The sequence below is a fragment of the Streptomyces sp. NPDC008317 genome (assembly GCF_042955955.1).
Lineage (GTDB): Bacteria > Actinomycetota > Actinomycetes > Streptomycetales > Streptomycetaceae > Actinacidiphila.
Map to the genome: position 1 here is coordinate 1 of NZ_JBIBFQ010000019.1, position 18956 is coordinate 18956.

Here is an 18956-nt window from a genome sequence, read left to right on the forward strand (position 1 = left end):
ACGCTGTTGAGTTCTCAAGGAACGGAAGCTTCCTTCAGACCGTTTCACCGGCCCTCCGGGCTTTCCCTTCGTCGTGTCTCCGACTTTAGCAGAAGTTCACTGGTCGGAATTACCACTCGCGTTTCGGAGACACGGATGCCCGAACTGAGATTTCTCTCGGCTTGGGTGGTGTGTCTTCGTCGAGCGAAGCGACATGGATCCTAGTCGGTCACCAGCGGACCTGTCCAGCTCGTGACAACCGTTCTAACCTACCTCCCCGCCAACCTTGAGTCAACGGTTCACGGTGAGGAACTTTCAGACGGCCTCACGCGAAGGTCGACGGAGGGGTCTCCAGGTCTTCCAGCTCGATGCCGGGGGCCGCGAGGACCACGTCCCCGGCGATGTGGACGTCGTGCTGATCGCCGGTCGCGAGGTCGTTGACCTGGTACTCGTCCACAGCCAGCGGCCCGTTGTCAGTGGGGTGTGCTGTCCTGGTGATCAAGGACCAGGACTGGTCCACGGTGAGAGGCGCGAGCACGGGGGGCCGGAATGACACGAGACGTACGCGGGTGGCGGGGCCGCCGGGTTCCAGGCGGAGCAGTCGCGCGGTGGCGATCAGGAACGCGGGCGAGGCACCGGTGAAGGCATGGGCGGCGGCGTTGCCCTCCTGGGCGTGTTCGCCGGTGGGGTCGGTACGGACCCAGGTGACGCCGTCGAGTGCGGCTCCGCGTACCTGCCAGGCGGACGCGTGGAGTTCGAGTCGGATGGGGCGGCCGAGCTGGTCGAGGGTGAGGTCGACCGAGCCCGAGTGATCGCCGCTGGGGGTGGTGGTCTGCGCGGTGTAGCGCCAGCCGGAGGGGCCGGTGGCGCAGTGGAAGTGTTCTGCACCGAGGGGGGTGTGGTCGTGTGTGTCGTGGAACGAGTAACGGCCTCGGGGCATGGTGGGGTCTCGGTGTCTTTCGGTGTGCCGGTGACGTGCGAGGCCCCCGCCTCGGACGGGAGACGGGGGCCAGCGCGCGGTGGATCAGTAGCGGTAGTGGTCGGACTTGTAGGGGCCTTCGACCTTCACGCCGATGTAGGCGGCCTGCTCCGGGCGGAGCGTGGTGAGCTTGACGCCCAGCGCGTCCAGGTGGAGGCGGGCGACCTTCTCGTCCAGGTGCTTGGGGAGCACGTAGACGCCGATCGGGTACTCCTCCGGCTTGGTGAACAGCTCGATCTGGGCCAGGGTCTGGTCCGCGAAGGAGTTGGACATCACGAAGGAGGGGTGGCCGGTCGCGTTGCCCAGGTTGAGCAGGCGGCCCTCGGACAGCACGATCAACGTCTTGCCGTCGGGGAAGGTCCAGGTGTGGACCTGCGGCTTGACCTCGTCCTTGACGATGCCGGGGATCTTCGCGAGGCCGGCCATGTCGATCTCGTTGTCGAAGTGGCCGATGTTCCCGACGATGGCCTGGTGCTTCATCTTGGCCATGTCGGAGGCCAGGATGATGTCCTTGTTGCCGGTCGTGGTGACGAAGATGTCGGCGATGCCGACGACGTCGTCGAGGGTGGCGACCTGGTAGCCGTCCATCGCCGCCTGGAGCGCGCAGATCGGGTCGATCTCGGTGATGACGACGCGGGCGCCCTGGCCGCGCAGCGACTCCGCGCAGCCCTTGCCGACGTCGCCGTAGCCGCAGACCACGGCGACCTTGCCGCCGATGAGGACGTCGGTGGCGCGGTTGATGCCGTCGATCAGGGAGTGGCGGCAGCCGTACTTGTTGTCGAACTTCGACTTGGTGACCGCGTCGTTGACGTTGATCGCCGGGAAGAGCAGCGAGCCGTCCTGCTGCATCTCGTAGAGGCGGTGGACGCCGGTGGTGGTCTCCTCGGTGACGCCGCGGATCTCGGACGCGAGCTGCGTCCACTTCTGCGGGTTCTCCCCGAGGGTGCGGTTGAGGAGGCGGAGGACGAACTGCTCCTCCTCGCTCTCCGCGGTGGCCGGGTCCGGGGCGGCGCCGGCCTTCTCGAACTCGACGCCCTTGTGGACCAGGAGCGTGGCGTCGCCGCCGTCGTCCAGGATCATGTTGGGGCCGCCGGTGGCGGTGTTCGGCCAGGTCAGGGCCTGCTCCGTGCACCACCAGTACTCTTCGAGCGTCTCGCCCTTCCAGGCGAAGACGGGGATGCCCTGCGGGTTCTCCTCGGTGCCGTTCGGGCCGACGGCGATGGCCGCGGCCGCGTGGTCCTGGGTGGAGAAGATGTTGCAGGACGCCCAGCGGACCTCGGCGCCGAGGGCGACGAGGGTCTCGATCAGGACGGCGGTCTGCACGGTCATGTGCAGCGAGCCGGTGATCCGCGAGCCGGCCAGCGGCTGCGCGGCGGCGTACTCGTTGCGGATGGACATCAGGCCGGGCATCTCGTGCTCGGCGAGGGTGATCTCCTTGCGGCCGTAGGCGGCAAGCGAGAGGTCCGCGACCTTGAAGTCGGTGGCGGTGGTGGTCATATGAAGTGCTCCTCGGTGCTGCGGTCGAGGCGGACGTGGATACGGCGCGGCCACGGGGCGTGTACGGGGGTGCCCTCGTGCGGACACACCCGTCCCCTAGCGGCAGCGCAATCCGTCGGAGGCCCTCTCTCCCTCGGCCGGGCATCGCGAGATGACCCGCCCGACCGCCATCAGCAGCGACGTCTGGCTACGACAAAGCTACACCGGACGGGCGGTCCGCCCCAGTGCGCTTCCGGTCACCGGCCGCCAGGAGTCTGGTCCGGGTCGGGGCCCGCGGCGGCGGCCTGCTCGCTGTAGATGTCGGGTTCCAGGTAGACGACGCGGACGAAGGGTTCCGCGGCGCGGATGCGTTCTTCGGCGGCGTCGATGGCGCGGGCGACCTCGGCGGCGGTGTCGTCGTGCTGCACGGCGATCTTGGCGGCGACGAGGAGTTCTTCGGGGCCGAGGTGCAGGGTGCGCATGTGGATGACGCCGGTGACGGTGTCGCCGTCGACGACGGCGGCGCGGATCCTGGCCAGCGAGTCGGGTCCCGCGCCTTCGCCGATCAGCAGCGACTTGGTCTCGGCCGCGAGGACGAGGGCGATGGTGATGAGCAGCAGGCCGATGCAGAGGGTGCCGATGCCGTCCCAGACGCCGTCGCCGGTGGCGAGGGCGATGCCGACGCCGATCAGGGCGAGGACGAGGCCGATGAGGGCGCCGAAGTCCTCCAGGAGGACGACGGGGAGTTCGGGTGCCTTGGCGCGGCGGATGAACTCGGCCCAGGACTGCTTGCCGCGGGTGTGGTTGGACTCCTTGATGGCGGTGCGGAAGGAGTAGCCCTCGGCGATGATCGCGAAGACGAGGACGCCGACCGGCCAGTACCAGTGCTCGATCTCGTGCGGGTGGCGGATCTTCTCGTAGCCCTCGTAGAGCGCGAACATGCCGCCAACGGAGAACAGCACGATCGAGACGAGGAAGGCGTAGACGTAGCGTTCCCTGCCGTAGCCGAAGGGGTGCTCGTCGTTGGCGGCGCGCTTGGCCTTCTTGCCGCCGATCAGGAGCAGCGCCTGGTTGCCGGAGTCGGCGATGGAGTGCACGCCTTCGGCGAGCATCGAGGACGAGCCGCTGAACGCGAAGGCCACGAACTTGGCCACGGCGATGGCCAGGTTGGCGCTCAGCGCCGCGACGATCGCCCGTGTTCCGCCTGACGCGCTCATAGGTGCTGGGGTCCCTTTCGTCGGCCCGGGGTCTGTGTCTTGTCGTACCGGGCGTTGCGGACGCACATTGTTGCAGCCCGTCGGGCTTTTGGTGCGTCAGGCGGCCACGGTGGCCCGGAAGACGGTGCCTTCGCCGGTCAGGGTGGTGCGCTCGCTCGCGGGGACGTACGCCGACTCGCCGGGGGCCAGCGTCAAGGTGGTGCCGTCGCCGTCGCGCAGTTCGGCCCGGCCCGCGGTGCAGAGCAGGATCTGCGGGGTGCCGGAGTCGAGGGTGCGGGCCTGCGCGCCGGGGGCCAGGACGTAGCGGGAGAGCCGGAATTCGTCGATCGGCGCCGCGTACAGCTCTTCGCCGTCGGGGGCGGCCTCGGGGCGCAGGACGCCGGGGTCGCCGGCCTCGAAGCGGACGACGCGCAGGAGTTCGGGGACGTCGATGTGCTTGGGGGTGAGGCCGCAGCGCAGGACGTTGTCGGAGTTGGCCATGATCTCCACGCCGAGGCCGTCGAGGTAGGCGTGCGGGACGCCCGCGCCGAGGTAGAGGGCTTCGCCGGGTTGCAGGCGTACGTAGTTGAGCAGCATCGCGGCGATGACGCCGCGGTCGCCGGGGAAGCTGTGGGCGGCCTGGGCGTAGGCGGCGTAGTCCGCGGCGTAGGGGCTGTCGGTGGTGGACAGCCGGGCGGCGGCCTCGGCCGCGGCGGTGACGGACTCGGCCATCGCCTCGGGTTCGGCGGTGAGGACGGCGGCGAGGACTTCGCGCAGCGCCTTGTCCTCGGGGTGGGCGCGGAGGATGTCGGCGTAGGGCGCGAGGGCGGGGACGCCGAGGCCGTCGATGAGGTCGGCGGCGTCGGTGGGGCGGCGGAAGCCGCACAGTCCGTCGAACGGGGAGAGCGCCACGAGCATTTCGGGCTTGTGGTTGGCGTCCTTGTAGTTGCGGTCGGGGGCGTCGGTCGGGATGCCGCGGGCTTCCTCGTCGGCGAATCCGGCCTTGGCCTGCGCGAGGTCGGGGTGGACCTGGACGGAGAGCGGCGCGCCCGCGGCCAGCACCTTGAACAGGAAGGGCAGCCGGGGGCCGAAGCGCTTGACGGTGGTGTCGCCGAGTTCGGCGCGGGGGTCGGCCGCGATCACCGTGTCGAGTGCGACGGGGCCTTCGCCGCGGTCGATCCGGGAGGGCGCGCCGGGGTGGGCGCCCATCCACAGTTCGGCCTGGGGTTCGCCGGTCGGCGGTGTGCCGAGCAGTTCGGGGATGGCGGTGGTGGATCCCCAGGCGTAGGGGCGGATCGTGTTGGTGAGGCGGTTCATGCGGTCATGATCTTTCAGCCGAGGCGACGGTCAGGTAGACGGTGGCGAAATCCGCGAGGGCGATCAGTTCGGCCGCGGTGTCGAGCGGGCCGCCGGGGGCGGCGGCGATCTCGCTGAGCGGGGTGTCGTGGGCGTACGCCTGCTCGCGGGCGGCGGGGGTGGCGGGTCCGGGCTGCTCGGAGTTCTCCTGGAGGAGCACGATCCGCAGGCGCAGTCCTCCGGGTTCTTCGACGCGGTCGCGGAAGAAGTCCTCGGGTTCGGCGGCCAGGGCGAGGGCGCTGGCCTGGAGGGGGCCGTGGACGGTGAGCGCGGCGGGCAGTTCCGCGGTGAGCGCGGGCTGGCCCGCGCGGGTGCCGAGCACGGTCGCGAAGCGGTGGGCGGCGGTGGCGGAGAGCCGGCCCTGGCTCCACAACAGCGGGAGGGCGTCGGCCAGTTCGGCCGCGAGGGTCTTGGCCGGGTTGGTGTACGTGGCGATGGCGGGGCCGCAGCGGGCGGCGACCTCGTCGAGCCGGTCGGCGACGCCGTACAGCGCCTGGGTGGGTGCGCTCAGCAGGCCGATCCGGTCGGCGAGGGCGAGCAGCGGGGCGAGGAGCGCCCAGAAGGCGCCCGCGTCGTTGGCGGGGTCCTCGTCCGCGGGGTCCGCGCCGTTGCCGAAGGGCGCGGCGAACGGCAGGGCCATGCCGTGCACCTGTTCCACGGCTTCGGCGAGCGGTGCCTTGACCGGGGTGACGGCGGCGGCGGTGCAGCCGCGGCGGTAGGCCTGTTCCACGAGGTCGGTCAGGCCCTGCTCGCTGCCCTGCGGGGTGATGAGCAGCAGCAGGTCGAGCGGTCCCGCCCAGCCGGGCAGTGTCCAGCGGGACTGTTGCGGGGTGGGTCCTGTGGGCGGCAGCACCTCGACGGGGCAGGTGCCGGAGCCGAGGGCGACCAGCAGGTCGGCGACCGCGGCGGCGTCGGGTCCGCTGGCCGCGAGCAGGACGGTCCGGGGGCGGCCGTCGGGCCGCAGCGCGGTGACTCCGGCCTCTTCGGCCAGGCGCAGCGCGGTGCGTACGCGGGCGCCGGCGGCGGCGACGCCCAGCAGCAGTCCGCGGCTGTCCGCGCGGGCCAGCGCTTCGGGGTCCTCAAGCAGCGACTCGTCGAACAACGCGACCTCCCGGTCGGAAGCGGCCTGGTCAGGGTCGGCGGATGGATGGGGCTGACGGACGGTCCGGCGGTCGTGCGGGGGTGTCAGCGGGGGCGGCGGGCCTCGTCGACGAGGAGTACGGGGATGTCGTCGCGTACGGGGTACGCGAGGCCGCACGTGTCGGAGGTGCAGACCAGCTCGTTCGCGTCGGCGTCCTCGCGGAGCGGGGCGTGGCACGCCGGGCAGGCGAGGATTTCCAGGAGGCTGGGTTCGACGAGCGGCATGGTGGGGTCCTCCGTGCTGGGTGCGGCGAGCGGCGAGGTGCCACCGCGCGCGGGACTGCGGTCGGGATACGGCGGGCGCGTGCTCCGAGCGGTACGGTCCCGGGCCGGGCCGACGGCTCCCGCCGCGTACGTTCTCAGCCTATAGCCGTAGCGCCCGGCCCCGAGTGCGGCCTGTGGATAACTCCGGGCGCGCCCATGCGGTGACCGCGCTCGTACGGTGACGCGCCCATGCGGTGACCGCACCCGTACGGCGACCGGACCCGTACGACACCAGGCGCGTACGACGGCCGTCCCGCGTACCCCCGGCCGCGTAGGCCCCACCCCGCGTCGGGCCCGCGAGACCACGCGGGCTCAGGCCCTGACGATCGCCAGGACCTGGTCCCTGACGCGGGCCACGCCCTCCGCGTCGCGCGCCTCGACGTTCAGCCGCAGCAGCGGCTCGGTGTTGGAGGCGCGGAGGTTGAACCACCAGTCGGCGGACGTGACCGTGAGCCCGTCCAGCTCGTCGAAGGTGACGCCGTCCTGGCCGGCGAAGGCGGCGCGGACCGCCGCGGTGCTCGCGGCCTGGTCGGCGACGGTGCTGTTGATCTCGCCGGAGCCCGCGTAGCGGTCGTAGGAGGCGACGAGGGCGGACAGCGGGCCGTCCTGGGCGCCGAGGGCGGCTAGCAGGTGGAGGGCGGCGAGCATGCCGGTGTCGGCGTTCCAGAACTCGCGGAAGTAGTAGTGCGCGGAGTGCTCGCCGCCGAAGACGGCGCCGGAGTCGGCCATTTCCTGCTTGATGAAGGAGTGGCCGACGCGGGTGCGCACCGGGACGCCGCCGTGTTCCCTGACCACCTCGGGCACCGACCAGGACGTGATCAGATTGTGGATGATCGTGGCGCCGGGGTGCTTGGCCAGTTCGCGGGCGGCGACCAGGGCGGTCACCGCGGACGGGGAGACGGGTTCGCCGCGCTCGTCCACCGCGAAGCAGCGGTCGGCGTCGCCGTCGAAGGCCAGGCCGATGTCGGCGCCGGTCTCGCGGACCCGCGCCTGGAGGTCGACCAGATTCTTCGGGTCGAGCGGGTTGGCCTCGTGGTTGGGGAAGGTGCCGTCCAGTTCGAAGTACATCGGCACCAGGTCGACGGGCAGCCCGTCGAGGACGGTGGGCACGGTGTGGCCGCCCATGCCGTTGCCCGCGTCCACGACCACCTTGAGCGGCCGGATTCCGGAGAGGTCGACCAGCGAGCGCAGATAGGCGGCGTAGTCGCCGAGCACGTCGCGCCGCACCAGGGTGCCGGTTTCCGCGTCGACGGCGGGGACGCCGTTCTCCAGCCACTTCTCCGCGAGCGCGCGGATGTCGGCGAGGCCGGTGTCCTGGCCGATGGGGGCGGCGCCCGCGCGGCACATCTTGATGCCGTTGTACCGCGCCGGGTTGTGACTGGCCGTGAACATGGCGCCGGGCAGGTCGAGTTGCCCGCTGGCGAAGTACAGCTCGTCGGTGGAGCACAGGCCGATCCCGGTGACGTCCGCGCCGCGGGAGGCGGCGCCGCGCGCGAAGGCGGCGGACAGGCCGGGGGACGAGGGCCGCATGTCGTGTCCGACGACGATCGCCGTGGCGTCGGTGACCGTGGCGAAGGCGGCGCCGAAGATCTCGGCGAGCGGCTCGTCCCACTGGTCGGGTACGACTCCGCGTACGTCGTAGGCCTTGACGAGCTGCGACAAATCGGCCACTGCACACCTCTGGTGAACTCTGGTGAAGGGTCGGAACGGCGCCGGTGGGCGGCGCGGTGGAGTTTCCACCACAACCTACCCCGATGGGGTGAGCGGAGTTTTTCGCCGCCGCCGCGACGCGAGGGGTGGCGTCACGGGAGCCCCGAAAGGGTCAACGGGACGGCGCGAGGGGCGGCTTGCGCGGGGTGGGGACCGCGCGGTGGGGACGGGAGGTGAGGCCGGCTGCTACTGCTCGGGCGAGCGGAGCACGCGCAGATGGCCGCGGCGGGCCACTTCGAGCGGGTCGATGTCGCGCGGGCCAGGGCCCTGCTGGCGGCGCTCCTGGGGGCGGGCCGCCTCGCGCACCGCGTTGGCGAGCGCTTCGAGGTCGTCGCCGCTGGGCCCGACGGGACCGGTGTCCGTCGCCAGGCGCACGACTTCCCAGCCACGGGGCGCGGTCAGCCGCTCGGAGTGCTCGGAGCACAGGTCGTAGCAGTGCGGCTCCGCGTACGTGGCGAGCGGTCCGAGAACGGCGGTGGAGTCCGCGTAGACGTACGTCAGCGTCGCGACGGCGGGACGGCCGCATGCGGTGCGCGAACAGCGACGTACAAGGCTCACGAGGTTGGACGGTACCGCACTCTTGAGCGGGCCGCGACGACTCTCCGCCAGCTCACCCGGTCGTGTCGTCACGTGCCCCCGGAATCGTGCCGTGTGACGGCCGCCGCGCTGACCTGCGCGGACGGAAAACACATGGCAGGCGCGGGGCGGAGGTGCGGGAGAAGTACGACACGCGGTCACGGCCGGGAAAGGCGGCGGCTGGCGCATATGCGTCTGATCTATGGCCAGATGCTGACTGCGTGGTGTCCGTCCTGTGCGCACCCGGCGGGAGGGCTAGGCTCATCGCTGATGGAAAGCTCGGCACCTCCTCCTTCCGCACCCCGTCCGCGCCACCGCGACCGCCACGGACGTGGGATGCGCGGGCCCATCGCGCCCCCGCAGGTGCCGCTGGCGCTCAGCCGCGCCGACGCCTTCGACGACCTGGTGCGCGACGCCGCCGACCGGCTGGAAAGGCGCTGGCCGCAGCTCGCCGACGTCGAATTCGCCGTCCAGGAGGTGCCCTGGCCGCAGGACACCCCGCCGTCGGACGACGACACGGTGCCGCTGGGCCGTCTCATCGGCGCGGGCAAGGACCGGCCGAGCCGCATCGTGGTCTACCGGCGCCCGGTGGAGATCCGCGCCAAGACCCGCGACGAGCGGGCGCTCCTGGTGCACGAGATCGTCGTGGAGCAGGTCGCGGAGCTGCTCGGCCTGTCCCCCGAGAACGTCGACCCGAAGTACGGCGAGGACTGACACGGCGCGGCGCGGCCCCGACGCGGACCGCCCGCATATGGTGCGGCCCGCGCGGACCGCACCAGGTGCGGGAAAACGCTCTAGTGGTTGAGAATCCCCAGGTCGGCGCGGGCGGCGGGAACATCCACCATGCCGTGGTCGTCGGACATCGGCTGGATCGTGAACATCGGCACCCCGTCCAGCGGGAGCGCCAGCGTCCGTGAGGCGTAGACGCTTCCGCCGGAGACGCGCTCGACGGTCACGGCGAACGTGCCCTTGCCGGACGCGGGCAGCGGCGGCGGGACGGCGACGGTCGTCCCCGCCTTGACGCTGACCGTCTTCGACACCGGCTCACCGCCGGAGGATCCGGCCGACGCGGTGATCTTCACACTGGCGTCCTGGCCGACGGCGACCAGCGACAAGGTGGAGCCCTTGGTGCGGTTGTCGGCGACGGTGGAGCGGGTCTCGATCGCCGGGGTGGCGGGCAGGAACGCCATCTCCTGCTTGGCGCCCTTGCCGCGCGTCACCCGCAGGCCCGCCACCACGGGGACCGCCGCGTGGACCTGGCTGGAGGTGATGACCAGCGAACCCGCCTCGCCCTTGGTGAGGTCACCGAGGTCGACCGCGCTGGTCATACCGCTCTTGACGTGCAGCGTCTCGTGTCCCGCCGGGGTGATCGAGCCGGTCGGCGTCGCCAGCTTCAGCGTGAGGTCGGCGTCGTCGGAACCGGCCGCGTACACCACCAGGCGCACGGTCGCGGCGTCGGCGGGGATGCCGGGCAGCACCAGGCTGGTGGCGGGCTCGGCGGCCGGGGTCAGCCAGTCGCTGCCGAGCTTCTTGTCGATGGCCTGAACGGCCGCGCCGACCCGGCCGCTGCGCGCCACGACGTGCACGGTGAGGTCCTGCGCCTTGTCCGCGACCAGGGTGGACAGCAGCACCGGCTTGGCGGACTTGCCCGCCACGGTGACGCCGTCGCCGGTGGACGCCTTCAGCAGGCCGTCCTTGCCGTACAGCTCGATGTCGACGACCGCCGGGGTGTCGTCGGGGTTCACCAGGTGCAGGAAGTCCTGCCGGTCGGGTCCCGTGCTGGCGCCCGCGAACCAGAATTCGCTGTCCGGTGCCACGCAGGACGCGCCGAGCAGGCCGCGGCCCGCCCCGGTGTCCACGACGGTGGTCTGCTGGACGGTCCAGCCGGGCGCGAGCGGCCCGTCGGCCGTACCGATCAGCGCGGGCGCGTCGGGCTTGTCGGTGGAGCTGGTGGCGGGCTTGCCCGCGGCCTTCAGCGGGGTGAGCGCCTTGCCCTTGGGCGTCGCGGGGACCAGTTGCGCGCTGCCGGAGCCGGTCGCGCCCGCCGTCCCCTGCGGGGTGAACGAGGTGTAGGTGGTGTTGGCGAATTCCGACGAGGACGGCGCCGGGCACAGCAGATTGCTGCGCTGTACGGGCAGCCGGGCCGCGGAGGCCACCGGCGCGGTGTCCCGGTCGCCGCCGCCGGACACCACGGCGGCGCCGGTCAGTACGGCCAGGGCGGCGACGGCGCCCGCCAGGGAGATCGTGCTGCGGTTCACTGGTGGTCGCTCCCGTCGCGGCGCTGGTCGTCTTCGGCGTAGTACGGGGCGGCCGGGTCGGGGTACGCGGCCGGGTCGTAGGGCTGCTGTCCGCCGTACGGCGCCTGCCCGTCGTACTGCTGCTGCGGCTGCTGCTGGTCGTAACCCGCCGTCTCGTCGTAACCGGCCGCCTCTTCGTGGCCGGTCGTCGCGTACGGGTCGTAGGGCGGCGGGGGCTGCTGCGGGTAGCCGTACTGGTCGGTGTAGCCGACCTGCTGCTGCTCGTACGTGCCTGGCTCCGCCGCGTACTGCTGCTGCCCGTCCCACTGCTGCTGGGCGGGGTCGGTGCCGTAGCCGGGGTCCTGCCGCGGGTAGCCGTAGAACTGCTCGCCGGTGTCGGGGGCAGGTACCGCGTACGGGTCGTAACCGCCCTCAGAGGGGTCGTACGGGGTCTGCGGCGGTGCGTCGGGGCCCGCGGGCCCGTCCTGGCCCTGCCGACCGTGGTGGGCCTGCTGGGCCGCGTAGGCCGCCTGCTCCTGGCCCTCGGCCTCCGCGGTGTCGGGATCGGCCGCGGCGGCCTCGGCGTCGGCCGCCGCCTGGAGGCGGCGGGCGCGACGGCCCTCGCCCGCACCTTGTGCGGGAATCTGGACGGCGCTGGGCGCGTCGGCCTCCGGCAGGTCGTCGTCGATCTCGCGGCGGCGGCCCGGCAGGGCCAGCACGATGACCACGAGCAGCAGCAGTCCCTGGGCGCCCAGCCAGAAGGTGTGGGTGAACGGCTCCTCATAGGTGACGTCCAGACGGCCGCCGGTGGCGGGCAGCTGGAAGCCCTGCGCCCAGCCGTCGACGGTCGTTCTGGGCAGCGCGGATCCGTTCAGGGTGGCGTGCCAGCCGGGCGCGGCGGAGTCCGCCAGGCGCAATACGCGGCCTTCGGGACCTGCGGGCACCGTGGTGTGCGCCTCGACCTTGCCTGCCGCGACGGCGACGGGCTGCGCGCCCTTGCTGGTGATCGCGATCCTGGAGACCGCGTCGTTGACGCGCCACAATTCGCTGCCGTCCGCCTGGCTCACCCGGGACAGGCCCGGGGTGCTGTCCAGGACGCGGCCCACCGAGCGCGGCGCGCCCTTCTGCGCCAGTACGTAGCGGATGGCGTATCCGGTGAGGCGGCTGCCCTGGTCGGCGCCGGAACCCGCCACCAGGTTGGCGACGACGGTGTCGAGTTCGCTGTCGCGGGACGCCTCCGCGGCCAGTTCGGCGTCGCCGATCCGCGCGCCCGCGCCGCGCACCAGGGAGTACGAGATGCGGCCCGCGGTGCCGTTGAGCACCAGGGTGCGGGCCTGGTCGCGGGAGGTGCTCTCCTCGGCGACGAAGGCGGGCACCTGCTGCGGGTCCTGGCGCTTGATGGGGCCGTTCGCGCCGTCGGCGACCCAGGTGAAGGCGGCCAGCAGCGGCGCGAGGGCCGCGGCCAGCGCGATCAGGCCCGCGACGGGCTGGCGCCAGCCGAAGCCGCTGGCGGCGATCCGCTCCTTGGCGCCTTCCGCCCCGATCGCGGCGGCGGCCAGCAGGGCGAGACCGTAGACGAGGGTGGCGGGGCCCGCCCACGCCTTGGTGTTCTCGATGACGGCGAAGAGCAGTCCGGTCGCGGCGGCGGCCCAGGCGGCGACGATCGCCGGGCGGCGGGTGTCGCGCATCAGGGCGGCGAGCGCGGCCAGGACGACGCCGATCAGCAGGAAGGCGGCGCCCGCCTTGGGGCCGCCGGGGCTGAGCATCAGCAGGTCGATGCCGGAGACGCCCTTGTCGCCGTACGGCAGTCCCGCCTCGTGCAGCAGGCGTCCGGGGTGCGCGAGCAGCGTCAGCGACCAGGGGGCGAGCAGCACGATCGGGGTGATCAGCAGGGCCGCGAAGCGCAGGAGCTGCGGGACCAGGAGCTGCTGCTGGCCGCGGGCCATGCGCCAGCCGAGGGTGGCGGCGGCCAGTGTCAGGGCGATCGGCCAGGTGACCGGGGTGAAGGCGGTGGTGAAGGTGAGCATCAGCGCCAGCGCCCAGGTGGAGCGCCAGCCGGGCCGTGCGCCGCGCTCGATCGCGCCGTCGCCGAGCTGGAGGCCCGCGGTGCCGACGGCGGCGCGCGCCATCAGCGGCAGCAGGATGGCCAGGACGGCGGTGCCGAGCCGTCCGGTGGCCAGCGCCCCGGTGGCGGCGGGCAGGAAGGCGTACGCGACCGACGCCCAGGCGCGCAGCAGGCGCGACTCGACGAGCGGGCGGGAGGCGAAGTAGGCGGTGATTCCGGCCAGCGGCACCGAGGCCACCAGCAGCAGGGTGAGGGTGAGTCCCGTGGAGCCGAAGAGCACGGTCGCGAAGAGCGCGAGGACCGCGATGTACGGCGGCGCGGCCTGGGTGCCGCCGGTGCCCAGCGCGTGCCAGGAACCCGTGTAGGTGCCCCACAGGTCGGAGGCGCCGGGGTCGGCGGGCAGCAGGGCGCCGCCGAAGAGGGCTCCCCCGCCGAGCAGTGAGCGGCAGGCGGCGAGCGAGACGACGAGCAGGACGGCGAAGAGCACGGGGCCCGGCTTGCGGGCGACGCGCTTGAGCCGCGCGAATTGCTCGACTTCCAGGAAGTCGCCGTCCTCGTCGCCCGGTCCGGACTCGACGGACCCGCCGTGCCGTCCCGCGGCGGCGGACGCGGCGTCCGCGCGGCCCGCGATGTTGCTGACGACCTGGTCGACGGTGGCGCGTACGGTCGCGCCGGGCGGCGGGAAGAGCGGTCGCAGTTCGGAGGGCGGTACGGTGCCGCGGCCTCTTCTGCGTCTGGCGGCCAGCACCCGTCCGGGGCGCAGCAGGACGCCGAGCAGTCCGACGATCTCGTCGACGGCCTGTCCCGGCACCTTGCCGACGAGATAGGCGAGCGTGCGCAATATGGTGCCGACGGCGATCCGCAGCATCACATAGGGCAGCAGCGGGCCGCGGGTGTTGGCCAGCAGGGTGTAGACGGCGCCGGCCTTGTCGACGCGGTGCGGGTTGACCGAGGAGCGGCCCGCGCAGTCGACCGGGCGGCGCTCGCGGGAGGCGGCCTCGGCGTGCCACATGACGGCGTCGGGGGCGACCAGCACGGTGTGGCCCGCCGCTTGGGCGCGCCAGCAGAAGTCGACGTCGTCGCGCATCAGGGGCAGCCTGCGGTCGAATCCGCCCAGCTCCTCCCACACGTCGCGGCGCACCAGCATGCCCGCGGACGACACGGCGAGCACCGGGCGGGTCTGGTCGTGCTGGCCCTGGTCCTGCTCGCGGCGTTCGAGCGCGGTCCAACGGCGACCGCTGCGGGCGATGCTGACGCCGACTTCGAGGAGCTGCCTGCGGTCGAACCAGCTCCGCAGCTTGGGGCCGATGATCGAGGCGGACGGCGAGGCGTCCGCGGTGCGCAGCAGGGCGGCGAGCGCTCCGGGGTCGGGCTCGCAGTCGTCGTGCAGCAGCCACAGCCACTGGACGGGGTCGCCGTGCGGCTGCTCGGGCTCGTCGTACGCGTCGTCGTTCCAACTGCGGCTGACCGGGTCCCAGCCGCTGCGGCGTCCCAGGTACGGCAACTGCTCGGCGCTGAGCGGCGCGGCGACCCTGGCGGCCTCCTCGACGGCGGCGCCGAAGCCGGTGCGGCGGGCCAGGTGCAGGACGCGCTGGTCGCCGAGGGAGTCGGCGAGCAGCCGCGCGGAGTCGTCCGCGCTGCCGGTGTCGGCGGCGATCACGTCCTGGACAGGGCGGTCCTGGGAGAGCAGGCCGGCGAGGGCTTTGGGCAGCCAGCGCGCGCCGTCGTGCGCGACGAGCACGGCGGTGACGACGTGGCGCGGGAACTCAGGGATGCCGGCCGGGAAGAAGGCCGGTGCTGGGCTGTTCACGGACATCGAGGTTCGGGCCCCGGTTCGCTGGACTGCGGTTGACGCATCGGCCGCCGGCGGCGGGGAACGTCTCGGACGGGCCCCCACACTAACGGCTTACACCGGGGGCTCCGTCCGAGTGTGAGAACAACGGCAGCCCGCCTCCCGTGCCGGTGGGCGCGGAAAGCGGGCTGTACGCGGGCTGGAAGCGGGGTGTGCGGGAGCTGTGATCGGGCCGGTGCGCGGTGCCGCGCGAGAGGTCGGGGGCGCGGTCAGGGCTCGGTCGGCGCCCTGCCGCGGACCCGGTCCTCGGACCGGTCGTCGGCCCGGTCGCGTGGGTCAGACGACGCCCTTCTTCAGGCGGCGGCGCTCCCGCTCGGACAGGCCGCCCCAGATGCCGAAGCGTTCGTCGTTGGCCAGGGCGTACTCCAGGCAGTCGGAACGGACTTCACAGGCGAGGCAGACTTTCTTCGCCTCACGCGTGGAACCGCCCTTTTCCGGGAAGAACGACTCGGGGTCGGTCTGCGCACACAGCGCGCGCTCCTGCCAGCCGAGTTCCTCGTCGGCCTCTTCGGCCAGCAGCAACTGGAACTGCTCGGTCATGCGCGCCCCTCGTCTGTCGTGCTTCCCCGTGATGTTGCCGTCACCATGTGCGGCCTAACGACACGAGTGAAATTACAAGTGTGCCGATCCGGGCCAGTCAAGCCGAGATCTGCTATTGGGCCCGTTATTCACTCCGCTGAACCAAGAGGTGACAGAAAGTGTTGATATCGGCCTAAAATCCGGCATCCGTCAACCATGGTCCCGCCGACCCACCGTTCACACCTCGTCAGACGCCTTGGCGACGCGCCACGTTCCGCCATTCGGGTGAAGCGTTGTGGATCACATTCCGATCACAGAAGCACAACAGCACAACGTGCTCTTCATGCGGTTGGGCACCACATATCCGCACACTTCTGCGCACAAACCTTTCACCAACCGTTCCAGCCGGATCAGGTGAAAGATTCGCGACATTCCGGACATCCGGTTGACAAGGTACGGGCGGGACCGGTCTCCTTGACGGCATGCCTGCTGAGCACCACGCGCCTACCCGGACTCGCCGTCGCGAGTCCCGCTGCGTCGCGCTCGCCCAGAGCTGTTGTCGTTCCTGTTGTTGCCGCTGAGCCCCCTGCCCAGGACCTGTCACGGACCTGGCACCGCCTAGCCACTCGCGCATCACGAGGAACACACCTTCATGTACAGCGATGTCTCGATCGCCGGTGACCCGCTCGCCCTTCCCCACCTGCTCCCCCCGGTGCCGCAACATCCACGCACCGTCGCGGAGTTCGCCGGGCTCGCCCGCTCCATCGCCGCCGACCGCGAGCGATGGGCCCCCCAGGTGCGCTACGACGCCACCACCCGCTGGTACGCGCGGCTGCGCCGCGGCCCCGGCTACGAGGTGTGGCTGCTGAGCTGGCTGCCCGGTCAGAGCAGCGGGCTGCACGACCACGGCCTGTCGTCCGGTGTGCTCACCGTGCTCCAAGGCGCGCTGCGCGAGCGGGCGCTGCCGAGTGCGAGCACGGGCGCCTCGGGCGGCGTCGGCCGCGAGGTCAACCGGGTGCTGTCGGCGGGCGCGCAGCGTGCCTTCGCGCCCGGTTACGTCCACGAGGTCGTCAACGACGCGCTGGAACCCGCGGTGAGCCTGCACGTCTACTTCCCCGGCCTCACCAAGATGACCCCGTACGCCTGCACGTCCGCCGCCCCGCGGGCCGATACCTCACGGGCCGCCGCGGCGGGCTGACAGACTGGGAACCATGCGAATCGTGGTTCTGGCCGGAGGTATTGGAGGGGCGCGCTTTCTGCGCGGCCTGAAGGCAGCGGCGCCGGAGGCGGAGATCACCGTCATCGGCAACACCGGAGACGACATCCATCTGTTCGGTTTGAAGGTCTGCCCCGACCTCGACACCGTGATGTACACCCTCGGCGGCGGCATCCACGAGGAGCAGGGCTGGGGGCGGGCCGAGGAGACCTTCGCGGTCAAGGAGGAACTCGCCGCGTACGGCGTGGGCCCCGAGTGGTTCGGTCTCGGCGACCGGGACTTCGCCACCCACATCGTGCGCACACAGATGATCGGCGCGGGCTACCCGCTCAGCGCCGTCACCGAAGCGCTGTGCGCCCGCTGGAAGCCCGGCGTGCGGCTCATCCCGATGTCCGACGACCGGATCGAGACCCACGTGCTGGTCGAGATCGACGGCGAGCGCAAGGCCGTTCACTTCCAGGAGTACTGGGTACGGCTGCGCGCCTCCGTACCCGCGCACGCCGTCGTGCCGGTCGGCGCGGAGGGCGCCAAGCCCGCTCCCGGCGTCCTGGAGGCGATCGGCGAGGCGGACGTCATCGTCTTCCCGCCGTCCAACCCCGTCGTCAGCATCGGCACCATCCTCGCCGTGCCCGGCATCCGCGAGGCCATCGCCGAGGCCGGGGTACCGGTCGTCGGCCTCTCCCCGCTCATCGGCGACGCCCCCGTGCGCGGCATGGCCGACAAGGTGCTGGCCGCCGTCGGGGTCGAGTCGACGGCCGCGGCCGTCGCCGCGCACTACGGCTCCGGGCTGCTCGACGGCTGGCTGGTCGACACCGTCGACGCCGCCGCCGTCCCCGAGGTCGAGGCCGCCGGAATCCGCTGCCGGGCCATCCCGCTGCTCATGGACGGCCCCGAGGCCACGGCCCAGATGGCCAGGGAGGCGCTGACGCTCGCCGAGGAGGTACGGGCATGAACGCGCCCCGCTACGAGGTGTTCGCCGTCCCCGGCATCGGCGAGGTGCAGCCGGGCGCCGACATCGCCAAGCTCATCGCCGCCACCGGGACCGAACTCGCCGACGGCGACGTCCTGCTGGTCACCTCCAAGATCGTCAGCAAGGCCGAGGGCCGGATCGTCAACGCCGACGACCGCGAGGCCGCCATCGACGCCGAGGCCGTACGCCTCGTCGCCCGCCGCGGACCCACCCGCATCGTCGAGACCCGGCACGGCTTCGTCATGGCCGCGGCGGGCGTCGACGCCTCCAACACCGCGGCGGGAACCATCCTTCTGCTCCCCGAGGACCCCGACGCCTCCGCCCGGCGCGTCCGGGACGGCCTCCGCGAGATCCTCGGCGTACGCGTCGGCGTCATCGTCACCGACACCTTCGGGCGGCCCTGGCGCGAAGGTCTCACCGACGTCGCCATCGGCGCCGCCGGGGTCCGCGTCCTGGACGACCTCCGCGGCGGTCTCGACAGCCACGGCAACCTCATGTCCGTGACGGTGACCGCCACCGGGGACGAACTGGCCGCCGCCGGGGACCTGGTCAAGGGGAAGGTCGGGGGGTTGCCGGTGGCCGTCGTACGGGGGCTCGGCCAGGTCGTCGCCGCCGAGGGCGCTCTCGCCGACGGCGACGATTCCGGCGCGCGGCCTCTTGTGCGGGCCGCCGCCAACGACATGTTCCGGCTCGGCACCTCCGAGGCCGTACGCGAGGCCGTCTCGCTGCGGCGGACGGTACGGGAGTTCACCGACGACGCGGTCGACCCCGCCGCCGTTCGACGTGCCGTCGCGCTCGCCGTCACCGCGCCCGCCCCCCACCACACCACTCCGTGGCGGTTCGTCCTCCTGGAGTCGGCCGAGACACGGGAGCGGTTGCTCGACGCCATGCGGGACGCCTGGGCGGCGGACCTGCGGCGCGACGGTTTCTCCGAGGAGTCCGTGGCCCGGCGGCTTCGGCGGGGGGACGTGCTGCGGCGCGCTCCTTATCTCGTCGTGCCGTGCCTTGTCGCCGACGGGGCTCACGCCTATCCGGATGCGCGGCGGGGGGCCGCGGAGCGGGAGATGTTCGTGGTGGCGGTGGGGGCGGCCGTCGAGAACTTTCTTGTGGCGCTTGCCGGGGAGGGGCTTGGCTCCGCGTGGGTTTCCTCGACGATGTTCTGCCGTGACGTCGTCCGCGACGTGCTTCGGCTTCCCGCCGATTGGGATCCCATGGGGGCCGTGGCCATTGGGCGGCCGGCCGCCGCGCCGACCGTTCGGCCGGCTCGCGATTCCGCCGCCTTCATCGCCGTTCGCTGAGCCCCCTCCGGGGGGGTGTTTTTGCCCGCCCGCCCACCCGTGCGGGTGCTTTGTCGTCTGCGGGTGCCGCTTGTGCCTGGTCGGTGCCGGTCCGGGGCACCTCCTCGAAATGCGGCTACCTGG

General features: G+C 72.3%; 15 protein-coding genes. 4 read left to right on the top strand and 11 right to left on the bottom strand.

Features of this window, described 5'->3' with window-relative positions; translation table 11 throughout:
* Nucleotides 1-304: 304 nt before the first annotated feature.
* From ACFY9V_RS35320 to ACFY9V_RS35355, 8 genes are all read right to left on the bottom strand, one after another.
* Nucleotides 305-919, bottom strand: coding sequence for a hypothetical protein (locus ACFY9V_RS35320; RefSeq protein WP_391164411.1), 615 nt, complete (start codon nucleotides 917-919; stop codon nucleotides 305-307).
* Nucleotides 920-1003: 84 nt separating this feature from the next.
* A complete protein-coding gene (gene ahcY / locus ACFY9V_RS35325) occupies nucleotides 1004-2455 on the bottom strand; it encodes an adenosylhomocysteinase (RefSeq protein ID WP_355350085.1) in 1452 nt (483 codons plus the stop codon).
* Nucleotides 2456-2691: 236 nt separating this feature from the next.
* Nucleotides 2692-3651 carry a cation diffusion facilitator family transporter gene (locus ACFY9V_RS35330; protein WP_391052882.1) on the bottom strand — a complete coding sequence of 320 codons (960 nt, stop codon included), beginning with the start codon at nucleotides 3649-3651 and terminating at the stop codon, nucleotides 2692-2694.
* A gap of 96 nt (nucleotides 3652-3747) precedes the next feature.
* On the bottom strand, nucleotides 3748-4947 hold the full coding sequence (manA, locus tag ACFY9V_RS35335; protein WP_355350079.1) for a mannose-6-phosphate isomerase, class I: 1200 nt from the start codon (nucleotides 4945-4947) through the stop codon (nucleotides 3748-3750).
* Between the two features lie 4 nt (nucleotides 4948-4951).
* Nucleotides 4952-6088, bottom strand: coding sequence for an SIS domain-containing protein (locus ACFY9V_RS35340; protein WP_391164413.1), 1137 nt, complete (start codon nucleotides 6086-6088; stop codon nucleotides 4952-4954).
* Nucleotides 6089-6171: 83 nt separating this feature from the next.
* Complete coding sequence (locus tag ACFY9V_RS35345) at nucleotides 6172-6351, bottom strand: Trm112 family protein (RefSeq protein ID WP_188283872.1); 180 nt, start codon at nucleotides 6349-6351, stop codon at nucleotides 6172-6174.
* Between the two features lie 351 nt (nucleotides 6352-6702).
* On the bottom strand, nucleotides 6703-8061 hold the full coding sequence (locus ACFY9V_RS35350) for a phosphomannomutase/phosphoglucomutase (RefSeq protein ID WP_391164415.1): 1359 nt from the start codon (nucleotides 8059-8061) through the stop codon (nucleotides 6703-6705).
* Nucleotides 8062-8286: 225 nt separating this feature from the next.
* Nucleotides 8287-8709, bottom strand: a complete 423-nt coding sequence (locus tag ACFY9V_RS35355; RefSeq protein ID WP_355350091.1) for a DUF3499 domain-containing protein — start codon at nucleotides 8707-8709, stop codon at nucleotides 8287-8289.
* A 237-nt stretch (nucleotides 8710-8946) separates the two neighbouring features.
* Here ACFY9V_RS35355 and ACFY9V_RS35360 point away from each other — a divergent pair, with 237 nt between their 5' ends.
* Nucleotides 8947-9390, top strand: a complete 444-nt coding sequence (locus ACFY9V_RS35360; protein WP_355350070.1) for a metallopeptidase family protein — start codon at nucleotides 8947-8949, stop codon at nucleotides 9388-9390.
* Nucleotides 9391-9470: 80 nt separating this feature from the next.
* On the opposite strand, the gene ACFY9V_RS35365 is transcribed toward ACFY9V_RS35360, so the two are convergent.
* From ACFY9V_RS35365 to ACFY9V_RS35375, 3 genes are all read right to left on the bottom strand, one after another.
* A complete protein-coding gene (locus tag ACFY9V_RS35365) occupies nucleotides 9471-10934 on the bottom strand; it encodes a DUF5719 family protein (RefSeq protein ID WP_391052895.1) in 1464 nt (487 codons plus the stop codon).
* Nucleotides 10931-14794: a glycosyltransferase gene (locus ACFY9V_RS35370; RefSeq protein WP_391164418.1), complete on the bottom strand. Its 3864-nt coding sequence runs from the start codon at nucleotides 14792-14794 to the stop codon at nucleotides 10931-10933. The genes ACFY9V_RS35365 and ACFY9V_RS35370 overlap by 4 nt, the downstream gene beginning before the upstream one ends.
* Nucleotides 14795-15106: 312 nt before the next feature.
* Nucleotides 15107-15370, bottom strand: a complete 264-nt coding sequence (locus ACFY9V_RS35375; RefSeq protein ID WP_031519519.1) for a WhiB family transcriptional regulator — start codon at nucleotides 15368-15370, stop codon at nucleotides 15107-15109.
* A 631-nt stretch (nucleotides 15371-16001) separates the two neighbouring features.
* Between ACFY9V_RS35375 and ACFY9V_RS35380 the strand changes: the two genes are divergently transcribed.
* The 3 genes from ACFY9V_RS35380 to ACFY9V_RS35390 are packed head-to-tail and all read left to right on the top strand — an operon-like array spanning nucleotide 16002 to nucleotide 18833.
* Nucleotides 16002-16547: a cysteine dioxygenase gene (locus ACFY9V_RS35380; protein ID WP_391164420.1), complete on the top strand. Its 546-nt coding sequence runs from the start codon at nucleotides 16002-16004 to the stop codon at nucleotides 16545-16547.
* A 13-nt stretch (nucleotides 16548-16560) separates the two neighbouring features.
* A complete protein-coding gene (gene cofD / locus ACFY9V_RS35385; protein WP_355350057.1) occupies nucleotides 16561-17517 on the top strand; it encodes a 2-phospho-L-lactate transferase in 957 nt (318 codons plus the stop codon).
* Nucleotides 17514-18833, top strand: coding sequence for a coenzyme F420-0:L-glutamate ligase (locus ACFY9V_RS35390; protein WP_391164422.1), 1320 nt, complete (start codon nucleotides 17514-17516; stop codon nucleotides 18831-18833). The genes cofD and ACFY9V_RS35390 overlap by 4 nt, the downstream gene beginning before the upstream one ends.
* The last annotated feature ends 123 nt before the right edge of the window (nucleotides 18834-18956 follow it).